General features: G+C 73.2%; 10 protein-coding genes. 5 read left to right on the forward strand and 5 right to left on the reverse strand.

Annotation, left to right across the window (positions count from 1 at the left end; genetic code table 11):
• Positions 1-93: 93 nt before the first annotated feature.
• The 3 genes from murG (at position 94) to ABTY59_RS35235 (ending at position 3,172) form a co-directional block, all read left to right on the forward strand.
• Positions 94-1,245 carry an undecaprenyldiphospho-muramoylpentapeptide beta-N-acetylglucosaminyltransferase gene (gene murG, locus ABTY59_RS35225; protein ID WP_352023211.1) on the forward strand — a complete coding sequence of 384 codons (1,152 nt, stop codon included), beginning with the start codon at positions 94-96 and terminating at the stop codon, positions 1,243-1,245.
• A complete protein-coding gene (locus ABTY59_RS35230; RefSeq protein WP_352023212.1) occupies positions 1,242-2,249 on the forward strand; it encodes a GDP-mannose 4,6-dehydratase in 1,008 nt (335 codons plus the stop codon). The genes murG and ABTY59_RS35230 overlap by 4 nt, the downstream gene beginning before the upstream one ends.
• A 308-nt stretch (positions 2,250-2,557) precedes the next feature.
• Complete coding sequence (locus ABTY59_RS35235) at positions 2,558-3,172, forward strand: helix-turn-helix transcriptional regulator (protein ID WP_352023213.1); 615 nt, start codon at positions 2,558-2,560, stop codon at positions 3,170-3,172.
• 35 nt (positions 3,173-3,207) lie between these two features.
• On the opposite strand, the gene ABTY59_RS35240 is transcribed toward ABTY59_RS35235, so the two are convergent.
• The 5 genes from ABTY59_RS35240 to ABTY59_RS35260 all read right to left on the reverse strand — a co-directional run bounded on the left by ABTY59_RS35240 (position 3,208) and on the right by ABTY59_RS35260 (position 10,916).
• Positions 3,208-4,992: an ATP-binding cassette domain-containing protein gene (locus ABTY59_RS35240; protein ID WP_352023214.1), complete on the reverse strand. Its 1,785-nt coding sequence runs from the start codon at positions 4,990-4,992 to the stop codon at positions 3,208-3,210.
• Positions 4,989-6,926, reverse strand: a complete 1,938-nt coding sequence (locus tag ABTY59_RS35245; RefSeq protein WP_352023215.1) for an ABC transporter ATP-binding protein — start codon at positions 6,924-6,926, stop codon at positions 4,989-4,991. Before ABTY59_RS35245 ends, ABTY59_RS35240 begins: the two co-directional genes overlap by 4 nt.
• A 148-nt stretch (positions 6,927-7,074) precedes the next feature.
• On the reverse strand, positions 7,075-7,203 hold the full coding sequence (gene ramS / locus ABTY59_RS35250; RefSeq protein ID WP_352023216.1) for a mycelium formation morphogenetic lantipeptide SapB: 129 nt from the start codon (positions 7,201-7,203) through the stop codon (positions 7,075-7,077).
• A 45-nt stretch (positions 7,204-7,248) separates the two neighbouring features.
• Positions 7,249-9,879 carry a class III lanthionine synthetase LanKC gene (lanKC, locus tag ABTY59_RS35255; RefSeq protein ID WP_352023217.1) on the reverse strand — a complete coding sequence of 877 codons (2,631 nt, stop codon included), beginning with the start codon at positions 9,877-9,879 and terminating at the stop codon, positions 7,249-7,251.
• Between the two features lie 200 nt (positions 9,880-10,079).
• The gene (locus ABTY59_RS35260) at positions 10,080-10,916 is read right to left on the reverse strand and encodes an SDR family oxidoreductase (RefSeq protein ID WP_352023218.1); all 837 of its coding nucleotides are present in this window, start codon (positions 10,914-10,916) and stop codon (positions 10,080-10,082) included.
• 439 nt (positions 10,917-11,355) lie between these two features.
• Between ABTY59_RS35260 and ABTY59_RS35265 the strand changes: the two genes are divergently transcribed.
• Both ABTY59_RS35265 and ABTY59_RS35270 read left to right on the forward strand, forming a co-directional pair.
• On the forward strand, positions 11,356-12,501 hold the full coding sequence (locus ABTY59_RS35265) for a serine/threonine-protein kinase (RefSeq protein ID WP_352023219.1): 1,146 nt from the start codon (positions 11,356-11,358) through the stop codon (positions 12,499-12,501).
• A gap of 394 nt (positions 12,502-12,895) precedes the next feature.
• Positions 12,896-13,096 carry a CsbD family protein gene (locus ABTY59_RS35270; protein ID WP_352023220.1) on the forward strand — a complete coding sequence of 67 codons (201 nt, stop codon included), beginning with the start codon at positions 12,896-12,898 and terminating at the stop codon, positions 13,094-13,096.
• Positions 13,097-13,172: the final 76 nt, after the last annotated feature.

Genomic DNA, 13,172 nt, shown 5'->3' on the forward strand with positions numbered 1-13,172 from the left:
ACACCGCCCACGCCGCTCATGCCGTTCATAGCGTGAAGCCTGCCAAACCGGACTCTTAGAACCCTCTTAACCCGCTTCGTGAGAGTGGCGGCCATGCGCACACCACTCTCCGTCGTGATCGGTGCGGGCGGCACCGGCGGCCACATCTACCCCGGTCTCGCCCTGGCCGAGGCCCTGCGCCGTGCCGATCCCGAGACGGTCATCTCCTTCATCGGCACCGAACGCGGTTTGGAGACGACTCTGATCCCGGCGGCCGGATACCGGCTTCACACCGTCGACATGATCCCCTTCGACCCCGCGCTCGGCGCGAAACGCTTCCTCCTCCCGGCTGCGCTCCTGCGCTCCGGGGCCCAGGCCCGCCAGGTCCTGCGCAGGCAGAAGGCGCACATCGTCGTCGGGATGGGCGGCTACCCCAGCGCCCCGGCGATCGTCGGGGCGAAGATGGCGGGGTTGCCCAGCGTGATCCACGAGTCCAACGCGGTCCCGGGCCGGGCCAACCAGTTCGCCGCCCGTCTCACCCCGCACCTCACCGTCGCCTTCGACGGCAGCCGCGCCCACCTGTCAGGCGGTGAGCGGGCGCAGACCGTCGGCATGCCGATCGCCGAGTCCCTGGCCGCCTTGGACCGGCCGGCCCTGCGCGGGGAGGCACGGCGCGCCTTCGCGATACCCGAGGGCGCGCGGGTCGTCCTCTTCAACGGGGGCAGCCTCGGCGCGGCCCGCCTCACGGCCGCCGCCGTGGGCCTCGCCGCCCGCTGGCAGGGCCGCAGGGACGTCCATCTCCTGATCAAGACCGGTCCGGCGGCCCTCGAACAGGCCCGGCGCGAGCTCATCGAAGCGGGGGCGGGGGCCGTCGCGCAAGCGGTGCCGTACCTCGACCGGATGGACCTCGCCTACGCGGTCGCCGACCTCGTGGTCTGCCGCGCCGGCTCCGCCACGATCGCCGAGCTCGCCACGACCGGGGTGCCCGCCGTGCTCGTGCCGTACCCGCACGCACCCGGCGACCACCAGACCCACAACGCCCGGGTCCTCTCCGACGCGGGCGCCGCCCACCTCCTCCCCGATGCCGAGACCACCCCCGGACGGCTCGCCGAACTGATCGACCCCCTCCTCGGCCGCCCCTCCCGGCTCGCCGTGATGGGGCGCGCCGCAGACCCGGGGAACCACGCCCGTGCCGCCGACCTGCTGGCACAGACAGTCATCCGCCTCGCCGGACAGCCCACCACCACAAAGGAGCTCACCCCATGACAGCCACGACCATCGACTGGACCGGCCGCACCGTCCTCGTCACCGGAGCCGAGGGCTTCATAGGTTCCACACTCGTCGACCTGCTCGTCCAGCGCGGTGCCCGAGTCAAGGCCTTCGTCCACTACAAGCCGTACGCCGACAAGGGTCACCTCGCCCGCTACCTCGACGACCCGCACGGGCCGGTCGAGTTCATCGCCGGGGACGTCGGCGACGCGGGCCGGGTCATGGACGCCGTCGAGGGCTGCGACACCGTCTTCCACCTCGCCGCGCTCATCGGCATCCCCTACAGCTACGACTCCCCGGGCGCCTACGTCCGCACGAACGTCGTCGGCACCGAGAACATCGCCGAGGCGTGCCGCCGCCACTCGGTGCGACGCCTCCTGCACACCTCCACCAGCGAGGTGTACGGGACCGCGCTCACCGCCCCGATCGGAGAGGACCATCCCCTCCAGCCGCAGTCGCCCTACTCCGCATCGAAGATCGGCGCGGACATGATGGCCCTGTCTCACTGGCACGCCTACGAGCTGCCCGTGACCGTCGTACGGCCCTTCAACACCTATGGGCCCCGTCAGTCGGCCCGCGCCGTCATCCCCACGATCCTCGCCCAGCTGCACGCCGGGGCACGGGAGATCCGCCTCGGCTCGCTCACCCCGACCCGCGACTTCACGTACGTCACCGACACGGCAGCCGGCTTCCTGGCACTGGCAGGCTGCGACCGGGCCCTGGGGGAGAGCGTCAACCTCGGCACCGGGCGCGAGATCTCCATCGGAGACCTCGCGAAGGCCCTCATCACCGCCTCGGGCCGGGAAGCGGAGGTCGTCGTGGACCCGGCCCGGCTGCGGCCCTCCGGCAGCGAGGTGCACCGACTGCTGTCGGACAACACACGGGCCCGCACCTGGGCGGGCTGGGAACCGGAGGTCGACCTGGAGGAGGGCCTGGAACGGACCTCCGCCTGGGTCGCGGATCACCTGCACCTCTTCGCCCCGGGGCGCTACCAGGTCTGAGCGAGCCCGCGCCAACGGCGCACGCATGTGCAACCTCGTGCAACGAGCGCGGGTCGACGGAACGAGCCGGCGTGCGCCCCTTCCGCGTACGGGTTCGATCTGGACATTCCTCGTTCGGCGCGGCCCGCGTCACACGCCGTCGGCCTGCTTCGCCGTCGAAGGGACAAACCGGATCCGGCCGAGGCGCTCCGGAGTGCGCCCCCCCATGCACCCCGTGCTGTGTTCCGCCCGGTGCGGCAAGGGCAGAGGGGTGGGGTGGCAGCTCACGTCGTGCACCCCTGGCACGACGGAGGACCGAAGGGGTGGGAATGACACGGGTGACGGTGGTCTACGAGGCGCAGCTTCTGCGGACCGCGCTGGTCGAACTGCTGAGATCGGGCGGGGTCGTGGTGGTCTCCTCGCTGCCCCGATGGCCGCACGGCCCGGCGGCGGGGAAGTCCGAACCCGACGTGTACGTCGCGGACGCCGAGTGTCTGCCGTCCTCGGCGACGCCGCCCGTGGCCGCTGCCGCACCGCTCCCGAGGGAGGGCTCGGGTGCCCGTCCGCCGCTGCTGGCCCTCGTCCCTGGGCAGCGGCCGGGGGTACTGCGACGGGCTCATGCCGCGGGAGCGGCCGGCTTCGTCGACCAGGACGCCCCCAAGGGCCGATTACTGGAGGCCGTGCACCGTCTGGCCAAGGGGGAGCGCTTCATCGACGACACGCTCGCGCTCGGGTTCCTCCAGGCCGCGGAGATGCCCCTGACGCGGCGAGAGCTGAGCGTCCTCTCGCTGGCCGCCGACGGAGCGCCGGTCGCCGAGATCGCCGCGACGCTGTTCCTGACCAAGGGAACCGTCCGCAACTACATGGCGAGCGTCATCCGCAAGGTCGGCGCACGCAACCGCGTGGACGCCATCCGGATAGCCCAGGGCGCCGGGTGGACCTGAGCACCGCCCCCGACGTCCTCGCCGGCATGGTCCGCTCATCCTTGGACCTGGCTCCAGTGCCCCACCAGATCGCGGTAGAGAGCGGAACGCGCGAGCAGCTCGTCGTGCGTTCCGTACTGGGCCTGGGTGCCGTCGAGGACGAGGACCCTGTCGGCTCGGAGCGCTGACGACAACCGGTGGGCGACCACGACCAGGGCTCCCGGCCGCGCGCTCAGAGCCCTCTCGGCCGTGGCCTCGGCGACGGGGTCCAGGTGGCAGGTCGCCTCGTCGAGCAGCAGTAGCGGGGCGGGGGCCAGATGGGCGCGTCCCAGGGCGATCAGCTGGCGTTCGCCGAGGGACAGGGCGTCGGGCGTCAGCGTACGGTCGAGCCCGCCCACCCGGTCGATCAGCGGTTCCAGGGCGAGCGCGTCCACGGTCCGGTCGACGGCGGACCGATCGGCGCCGGGCCGCAGGTAGCGCAGGTTGTCCCGCAGGGTGCCCGTGAAGACGTACGCCTCCTGGGGGAGCAGGACGCGCAGGGCGGTCAGCTCCGAGGGCGGGCAGACCGCGACGGCGCGGCCGAAGAGCAGTACGTCGCCCCGATCGGGGCTGTGCAGGCCCGCCGCGACGTGCAGCAGCGTCGACTTGCCGATGCCGCTCGGGCCGACCACGGCGATGTGTTCCCCCTGCTCGACGGTCAGATCCAGCGCGTCCAGTACGGGGCGCGCCCCGGGGCCGTAGGCGGCGCGCACGCGGCGCAGCTCCAGGGCCGTGGCCGCCCTGCCCGGGTCGCTCGGGCCGGGTGAGGAGGCGGCAAGGGGAGGGGTTGGGGGCAGCGGCTGGGTGAGTCGGTCGAGCACGACGAAGAGTCGCGCGCCCGCGGCGCCCAGGACGGTCATCAGCGTGTGCAGCGCCGGGAGCAGTGACTGGAGGACGTAGGTGAGCGCGCCTACCACGGCCCCGGCCGTGACGCCCTGACGGAGAATCCACGGCGCCGCGGCGAGCAGCAGGAGTACCGGCAGCTGCCCGGCCGTCGCCACCGAGAACGTACGGACGGACGCCCAGCGGGCCAGGGCGCGCTGGGCGGCGGCCGCCTCGTCGACGGCACGGCGGTTCTGCGCGGCGGTCGCCTCCTGGGCGCCGCAGGCCACGGTGTCCCGCAGGGCGGTGCGGGTGATCTCGGCGCGCCGGCCGACGGCCTCGTCCGCGTCGAGGTACCGGTGCTGGGCCCGTGCCATGGGGCGCAGGGAGGCCGTGAACAGGACGAGCCCGAGGCCCAGGGGAGGCAGGACGACGAGGAGGAACTGCGGGGCGAGCGACAGCAGGCCGACGAGGGCTCCCACGGAGACGAAGACGAACGAGCGCGCGGCGAGGACCAGTCCGGCGAAGCTGTCCCTGGCGATCTCGGTCTGACTCGTCAGCCGGGACACCGCTGTGGCGTCCACGCTCCCGCCCGTGGTCGTGGCGGTGCGCAGGGCGCGTACCACCGAGCCCCGTACGAGCTGATCGCGCAGCGGTTCCGTGAGATGGGGGAGCTGGGCGAAGACGCCCCGGACGACGGGAGCGCCCAGCAGGATGGCCACGGCGGCCCCGGCGAGCCACAGGAGCCCGGTCGAGGCCGCGCCCCTCAGGAAGCCGTCGTCGAGGGAGCGGGCCACGCAGAACCCGCCGAGGAACGTCTGCGCGGACTCGGCGGCCGACCAGGCCGCCAGCTTCACCAGGACGCCCTTGCGACGCACGAGGAGGGACCGGAGCAAGGCCGTGACGCGCCGGGCCGATTCCGGGTGGCCGGCGGCGGCCGGTGCCGGACGGGTGACGTGCGGGGCCGGAGCGGGCGTCACTCGCCCGCTCCGGCCCTCGGGACGGCCGACGACGGCACGGCGCCGGTCCGCGCGGTCTTCGACGGAGCGCCGGTCCGCGCGGTCTTCGGCACGGCGCCGGTCCGCGCGGTCTTCGGCACGGCGCCGGTCCGCGCGGTCTCCGGCGCGGCGCCGGCCCCCGCGATCTCCGACGGAACATCCGGCAGCCCCGTCGACCGGCCCGGGGTGTCCACGGGCCCGGCCTCCGCCATGAACACCGCCCGGTACTCCGGTTCCTCCCAGAGCAGGCTGTGCGGTCCGGACCTGCGCACGCGGCCCGCCTCCATCCAGACGACCTGGTCCGCCCGGGCGGCCGTGGACACCCGGTGGGCCACGATCAGCCTGGTGCACGCCCGTGAGGGCGTGGCGAGGGCGGCCTCCACCTGTCGTTCGGTGGCCGTGTCGAGGCTCGACGTCGCGTCGTCGAGGATCATCAGGCGACCCCGGCTGACGAACGCCCGTGCCAGACCCAGGCGTTGGGCCTCGCCGCCGGAGAGCGGGGCGTCGTCCACGGGGGTGTCGTAGCCCAGCGGCAGCAGTCGGACGAAGGTGTCGGCGCAGGCATCCGTCGCGGCGTCCCGGACGCTCGTCGGCGGGGCCGGGCTCCTGGCGGGCCCGGCCCCGGCGGCCAGCGCGGCGCCCACCGTGGGGGTGGCCCCGCCGTCGAAGACGGGACGCGCGAAGGCGTACGCAGTGGCCCCGCGCAGCTCCGAGCGGGACAGTTCCGCCAGGTCCACTCCGTCCAGGAGGACCGCCCCGGCGTCGGGGTCGGTCAGCCGGCCCGCGACGGCGGCGAGGGTCGACTTGCCCGCTCCGGAGCGGCCCACGACGGCCACCGTCGATCCGCCGCCGATCGAGAGCGTCACGTCCGTGATCAGGGTGACGCCGCCCCGCGTCACCCGCACTCCCCGCAGTTCCAGGGTCCCGGGGGCGTCGGGCGGCAGGGCCGCGGAGCCGTACGACATCGGTGCCAGGTCGGCGAGTTCGGCGGTGCGGCGTCCTGCGCTGCGTGCGCGGACCAGGGTGCCGAGCGGTGCCGCGATGCCTCCGATCCCGGCGGCGAGCGCCGCGTACCGCGAGGCGGCGAGCAGACCGCCCACGCTGACCTCGCCCGCGGCGAGACCGACCCCCGCGACCGCGACGACCGCCGTGGTGAGCAGCGGCAGGAGGACGCCGCTGCGGGCCACGGCGCGGCCGTGGACGAGCCACATGCGGGTGCCGTGCCGTGTCATCTCCGGCAGCGGGGCGAGGACGCGCTCCTCCTCGTGCCGTGCCGTGTCGGCGGCGGCGATGGTACGGGCGCCGCCCAGCGCTTCGGCCAGCCGGGCGGCGACGGCGCCCTGTGCCCGCTGGTAGTGGCCGACCGAGTCGGAGGACTGGGTGGCGAACGCGCGGAGCAGCAGCAGGAGCAGGGGCACACCGGCCACGAAGACGGCGGCGGTCCAGAGGTGGACGAGTGCCAGGGCCACGAGTGCGCCGACCGGTATGAGCACGGACGACACGGAGGTCGCGAGTGCCGCCGGGGCCGTGCCGCTGTCGGTGGCGTTGACGCACAGCCGGGCGGCGACGTCGCCACCGGAGTGAGGTGCTGCCCGGTGGGGCGCGGTGTCGAGGAGACCGCCCAGGGCGCGCAACCGGATCCAGGCGGTGGCGCGGGCGTTGGCGAGCTGTGTCAGCAGCACCGAGCCGGTCTCCAGGAGCACTTCGGCCGCGAGCAGTACGGCGGTCCACAGCAACCACGACTCCGCCGCCGGCTGGTGACGCAGCAGGAGGTCCAGGGTCCTGCCGGCGAGCGCGGGTACGGCGAGTGAGCAGGCCGCGCCGGCGACCGAGCAGAGCAGCAGCGCCGCGGTGGTGCCCGCCGTGTGCCGTACGGCGCCGCGGAGCAACCGGTCGGAACCGGTCGGCGTGCCCATCCGACCTCCTCTCTTTCCCCTTCGGGAGCAACGTTCCCGCCGGGCCTCCGGTGTCCGGCCCGGACGGCCGGAGCCCCGGGAGCAGCGCTCCCGGGGCCCCGTGACTCCTCACCGGCGCTCGGGGCGCCGTGCGGGAAGCCGGATCGGTTCAGTTACAGGTCGTGACGCTGAGGCTGCTGTCACCGCAGAGCAGGAGGCTCGCGCGGCTGCCGGTCTCGACGTCGCCCATGGCCTCGTCCTTGGGGGTCTCCAGCGACTGAAGGTCGAAGAGGTTCATGATCGTTTCCTTTCGTTGGGGGACGGGTGGTGCGGGACGACCCCGTCACGGGGCCGGTTCGTGGGGCCGCGGAAGCGGCGGAAGGAAGGGCAGGTGGGCCGGGCGGTCGCCCAGGGCCGCGGAGAGGGCGAGCAGGACGCCCGCCGTACCGGTGGACAGGTCCATGGAGAGGCGCATCATCTGCTCGCCGGGGAAGGCGAGCCGGCCCTGGTAGGACATCGCGTGCCAGCTCAGGCAACCGACCTGGCGGCGTACGTCTCCCGGCGTCGTGCCGGGCCCGCCGACGTTCGTACGGGCGAGGTGGAGCACCATCCCGGCAACGCCCCGGAAGAGACCTGGTTGGGCGTAGAACGTGGCCTGCGCCGCCCGCACGATCTCGCGGCGCGCCCGCTCCAGGTCGTCGTCGCTACGGTGGAGCAGGTAGTCGTCGATCACCATGCCGATGCCCACGCTGCCCGCGCCGAGGTACGGCATCGTGCGCCAGCCCTCGTCGACCTGCAGGGTCCCCGAAGCGCCGCGGACACAGCGGCTCAGGTCGTCGTGGAGCGCCTCGGCGGCGAGGTCGAGCAGGGCGGTGTCCCGGGTGCGTTCGTAGAGCCGTACGAACAGCAGGGCCCGACCGGCGGAGCCGTACAGGAGCCCCGTGCGCGCCTTGCCCACCGCTCCCGCCGGCCGGGCGGAGGACCGGAGCGGGCGGGCCGACAGCTCGGCGCAGCGCAGGGCCGCGGTGTGGAAGCCGCTCTCACCGGTGGCGGTGGCCAGGGCGTCCAGGGCGAGGCCGACACCGGCCGTCCCTCCGTACAGGTCGGGGGCGAGGCCCTCGTGGTCCTGTTCGGCGACGAGGGAGGCCAGTTCGAGCGCGGCAGCGGTGTGTCCGAGCCGTTCGAGGGTCCACGCGACACCGGTGAGCCCGTCGTAGAAGCCGAGCGGCGTGCCGGAGTCGGGCTGTTTGGCGTGCCGGAGGAGCCTGTCCTCGGCCTCCGGACATCGGGGTGCCCCGCTCTCGTGCAGGGCGTGGAGCACTCCCGCGGTGCCGTGTCCGACGGTCATGCCCCCGCCGGCCGTGGCGAACTGCGCGATGTCCCCGGGGAAGAAACGATCCTCCCTCTCGGGCGTCGCCGACGCCAGGATCGCGCCCACCATGGAGTCACGGCTGTCCGGCCAGTCGCCCGGCTCCATGGGCAGGAACCGGGAGCCGTCCGCCGGACGGTCGGGCGCCCGCGAGCTCCCCCCGACGGACCGGCCGCCGGCGGGGCCGCGCGTGATCTCCCGAACCGCCCCGTCCAGGAAACCGGGGGGCAGCGGGAACCGTGCCGCGGCGATCTCCGCCAGGTGAGCGGCCTTGTCCCGGTCCACCGCGAGCAGACTGGTGAGCGGGATGAACAGCGCGATCCGCAGGCACGCGAGCGCGTACCGGTCCACATCGAAGCCCCGCCGGTCGGCGGGCGCCACGAACGCCGGGTTGGCGACGGTCTGGCGACCGGCCTCCGAGGCGGGTTTGGCCGCCTCGAAGTCCAGCAGCACCACGGAGGACTCGTCCTCGGACACCATGATGTTGAACAGATGCAGGTCGTTGAAGACGATCCCGCGTGCGTGCACTTCGGCCACGGCCCGCTCGACGAGCCCGTGGATCCGCAGCGCCCACTCCGTGTACTCGGCGAGCCGCTCCGCCGACGGCTCGGCCTCCATCAGCGGATGCCTCCGCGCGAAGAAGGTGTTGAGCGGCTTGCCCTCCACGAACTCCAGAGCCAGGAAGTGATGGTCGCCCACCGTGAAGCTGTCGAGGACCTCCGGCGTGCAGGCGAGGCCCGACAGCCGTTCCAGCGCCTCGCGTTCGCGGTGCAGCCGCGTCACGGCGTCCGCGCCGTCGGCGGCGAGGCCCGCGAACGGCCGAGCCTCCTTCAGGACGACCCGCCGCCCGTTCCGCCGGTCCCTGGCCTCGTACACCCCGCCGCCGTTGGAGAAGTGCAGGGCCTTCTCGATGTCGTACGGCACGTCCTCGACGGTCACCGCGGCCCTGGCCTCCAGGTGCGGCCGCAGGAAGGCGGGGGGAGTCACCCAGGAGGGCACGTGGAAGACGGGATCGCGCCGGTCGGGTACGAGCGTGCCGGACCCGTCCTCCACGGCCGGCCGCAGCTCCCCGTGCTCGTCGTAGCAGTGGCGGAGGGTGAAGCTGCCGTACCGCAGGTGCACGGGGCCCCGGCCCCACCGCAGGTCGCTGAGGATGTACGGACCCGGCCGGCCTTCCAGCAGCCCCGCCAGATCAGTGGCCACGCGCTCGCACTGCTCGTCGTCGGCCGGGTACACGGTGATGAACTTGCCGCTCGCCGAGCGGTCCGCGTACTTGGCGTTGCGCTGGTGCAGCAGGTAGCGGCTGGGGACGAACTTGAAGGCCACGTCCTGTGCCAGGCAGTACGCGCGGACCGTGGCGAGGATCGCCTCCGCGTTGTCGAGACAGGCCGAGACGTGAATCTTCCAGCCCTGTGACGGGAGGGCGTGGTCCAGGGGGCGCAGGGCGAGCCAGTCGCCCGTACGGTGCGACGTCCAGCCCTCGGGTACGGGGAGGGTGGCCGCCCGGTAGAGGGCGCCCCCCGCTCCCTCGGCGAAGACCAGACGGTGCGGCGCGTCGTAGAAGTGACGGTCGGCGTCGCAGAACACCGCGTACCCCTTGTTCACTGCGCACTCCCTCGGTCGGTGACGGACACGACGCTGTCACGTCACCGGAGGACCCCGGAAGTCGCCGCTGTCACCTTCCACCCATGCGGAACGCACAGGTAACAACAGCCGCGCATACGACCCCGGTCCGCACGAAGGCCCCGCCCCGGACGGACCGGAAGCGGGGCGCTCGCAGCCCGGGGCGGGGCGCTCGTGGCCCGTCAGACGGCGGGCGGCGGCCCGCCGACCAGAGCCCGCGCCGCGGCGTACTCCTCACGGTCGGCCTGAGTGGCGGCGTCCAGATAGCCGTACGCGTCGTCCCCGATCGGGATCCGGAGGGGCGTGGCGCCCTCGGTGTGGACGATGGCGAGGACCCGGGCGGCGAAGTCGTCGGGACGACCGGTCTCGGGGCTGTCGGCGAGTCCGCGCGCGCCCTCGAGCATCTCGCGGTTGGTCACGTCGTAGGCGGGGACCCGGTGCGCGGCTTCCGTCATGGACGTGCCGTAGCGGGTGGCGAACATGCCGGGTTCGACGACCGTGACACGGATGCCGTGCGGGGCCGCCTCCACGGCGAGAGCCTCGCTCATGCCTTCCAGCGCGTGCTTCGCGGCCACGTAGGCGCCGAGACCCGGGAAGGCCATCCGGCCGACGATGGACGACACGTTGAGGATGTGGCCGTGCCCCTGGGCCCGCATCAGCGGCAGGGCGAGCCGCGTGAGCCTCCAGGGCCCGACGACCAGGATCTCGAACTGGTCCCGGAGTTCGGCGTCGGAGACCTCCTCGACCGCGCCGAACAGACCGACGCCGGCGTTGTTGACGAGGACGTCGATGCCCCCGAGACGGTCGACGGCCGTCCGGACGGCCTCCTGGCAGGAGTCCGGGTCCCGCAGCTCCAGCGGCACCGGGACGATCCGCCCGGGCCAGGCGGAGGAGAGGTCCTCCAGGTCCGCGGTCTTGCGGGCGGTGACCACGACTTCGTGCCCCGCCCGTGCCGCCGCGACGGCCAACGCCCTCCCGAGGCCCGAAGAGCACCCCGTGATCAACCAGCGCCTGCCCATGCATCCCCCCGAACGGATCGCAGAAGTGGAGAACGCGCGAACGATCCTGCCTTCTCGCGCCCCCGGACGCGCTTCATCGTGGAGGCGAGATCCGGCCACGGCCACCCCTCACACAGGGGCGCGCGGACGCAAGGACAGGCGCACCGGCGCCCGCTCCGTGACCCCTCCGACACCGCAAACAATCGACATGGTGCCGGTGAGCACACACCGCCGACCCGGCAGCCTCCGGAAGACACGGCTGCCCCTCAACTCGGCGAAAGCGCATAGGTCGCAGGGATGTCCTGGGGCATCCGGGGCAGCCGTACCCCGAGGTCCGCACGCGACGGCGGCACGGCCGCGACATTCGGAGGCGACCACCCCCGACGGGGGAGGGCGGCACACGCTCGCCGACGAGGAAGCGGACGGCAGAAGCCGGCAACGGAACACAGGGAGAACCGAGATGCAGGTCGGCCCGTGGCGCGTCCAACCCGACTCCCGGCTGACGGCTCACGCGGTCGCGGGCCGGTACCGACTCGACGGCCTGCTGGGCAGAGGGGGAGCGGCCGACGTCTACGAGGCCGTGGACCTCAGGCTCCGCAGGCCCGTCGCGGTGAAGGTCTTCCATCGCGGTGACACCCGGACGGAGGAGCACTCCGACAACGAGGGACGCCTCCTGGCCCAACTGAAGCATCCCGGCCTGGTGACCCTCTTCGACTCCGGCCGCGACGCAGGCCGTCCCTTCCTGGTGATGGAACTCGTCAAAGGAACGACTCTGCGCCGGCGCCTCGCCCACTCCGCACTCTCGGTGACCGAGACCTGCCGCCTGGGGGCCGCGCTGTCCTCCGCACTCGCCCACGTACACGGAACAGGCATAGTCCACCGTGACGTCAAGCCGTCCAACATCCTCCTGGACGCGACCGACACCCCGCGCCTGACGGACTTCGGGATCTCCCGCCGCTTCACCACCGACGGCCCGACGGCCACGCCCGACGACACCGCGGCCACCGACGGCGAGGACACCCCCGTCGGGACGGCCTGCTACATGGCACCGGAACAGGCGCTCGGCCGGACCACGGGGCCGCGGGCCGACGTCTACAGTCTCGGACTCGTGCTCTTGGAGGCCCTCAAGGGCGAACGGGAGTACGACGGCCAACCCCTGGAAGCGGCGCTCGCACGACTGCACCACCCGCCGGAGCTGCCCGACGGACTCCCCCCAGGACTCGGCGAACTGCTGAAAGCCATGACGGCACACGAGGCCGCCACCCGTCCCGACGCCCGTACCTGCGAGAAGGCACTGGCCGCGCTGCGGATCCCCGACGCCCGATACGCCGAACCCCCGGCAACGACGCTCGGGGACCCCGCGAGCGGGTCCGGTACGCCCCCGAGCGGGCGGACCACAGCCACCGAGACGGAGCCGAGGACCAGGTCGCCCCACCGCCCAGGGGGACTGCTCGCCAAGAGCGCGGCCCTGGCCGCCCTGGGCGTCACGCTGACGGGCTCCATCGGCGCCGCCCCCGCCGGGCCCCGCAGCATCGTGGACCCTCTGCCCCACCACGTGACCGTCCAACAGAGTCCGGACGCGGCACAGCCGATGAAGATCGACTGACCGGAGCCGTGTGAAGCGGCGTTTTCCGGGTACACGCAAGGTCCACACCAGCGCGCAGCCGGAGCCAGAAGAAAAGGGGCTCCGGCCGACGAGCCCGCGGACTACCCCCTCGGCCGCTCCCCACCCCTGCCGCCCGACTCCACGGCAAGAGCACTCGGACCACCAACAGCCAACCGGTGCCCACGACGGACCCGATGGTCACTCGGCACCCTCGGCCTGTGCCCTGTGCCCTGTGGCTCTGCCGGCTCCAGACCGCTCCGATAGCGCGACGGGCACTCTGCACTCGGCCGCTGCCTTGATCGGCAGAACGGCCGCCGGGCTCGGCGCGCGAGATGTCCTGGTGTGTCTTAGCTTGTTCATCGATCGACCGTTCTTCGGAAAGGGAGTTTTCCTCATGGCTGACAAGGCCAAGGGCAAGATGGAACAGGCCAAGGGCAAGGCCAAGGAGGCCGCCGGCAAGGCGACCGGGAACGAGCGGATGAAGGCCGAAGGAAAGGCCGACCAGGTCAAGGGCAAGACCCGCGAGGTCGCGGGCAAGGCGGAGGAGCAGGCCCGCGGAGTAGCAGACTCCCTGCGCGGCCGCCGCCGACCGTGAGCACGGACTCGATGCCGGGGACGGCGTCCTCGGGCACGGTGAGGAAGTCCTCGGACAGGACGGCGAGGTCGCCGTA

Source organism: Streptomyces sp. NPDC096079, from assembly GCF_040303145.1.
In the GTDB taxonomy this organism is placed as follows: domain Bacteria; phylum Actinomycetota; class Actinomycetes; order Streptomycetales; family Streptomycetaceae; genus Streptomyces.

What these genes read in the sequence shown, in the direction of transcription:
- ABTY59_RS35265 (WP_352023219.1), top strand. Translation starts at nt 11,356, where the DNA reads ATGCAGGTCGGCCCGTGGCGCGTCCAACCCGACTCCCGGCTGACGGCT.
- murG (WP_352023211.1), top strand. Translation starts at nt 94, where the DNA reads ATGCGCACACCACTCTCCGTCGTGATCGGTGCGGGCGGCACCGGCGGC.
- ABTY59_RS35245 (WP_352023215.1), bottom strand. Translation starts at nt 6,926, where the DNA reads ATGGGCACGCCGACCGGTTCCGACCGGTTGCTCCGCGGCGCCGTACGG.
- ABTY59_RS35230 (WP_352023212.1), top strand. Translation starts at nt 1,242, where the DNA reads ATGACAGCCACGACCATCGACTGGACCGGCCGCACCGTCCTCGTCACC.
- ABTY59_RS35260 (WP_352023218.1), bottom strand. Translation starts at nt 10,916, where the DNA reads ATGGGCAGGCGCTGGTTGATCACGGGGTGCTCTTCGGGCCTCGGGAGG.
- ABTY59_RS35270 (WP_352023220.1), top strand. Translation starts at nt 12,896, where the DNA reads ATGGCTGACAAGGCCAAGGGCAAGATGGAACAGGCCAAGGGCAAGGCC.
- ABTY59_RS35235 (WP_352023213.1), top strand. Translation starts at nt 2,558, where the DNA reads ATGACACGGGTGACGGTGGTCTACGAGGCGCAGCTTCTGCGGACCGCG.
- ramS (WP_352023216.1), bottom strand. Translation starts at nt 7,203, where the DNA reads ATGAACCTCTTCGACCTTCAGTCGCTGGAGACCCCCAAGGACGAGGCC.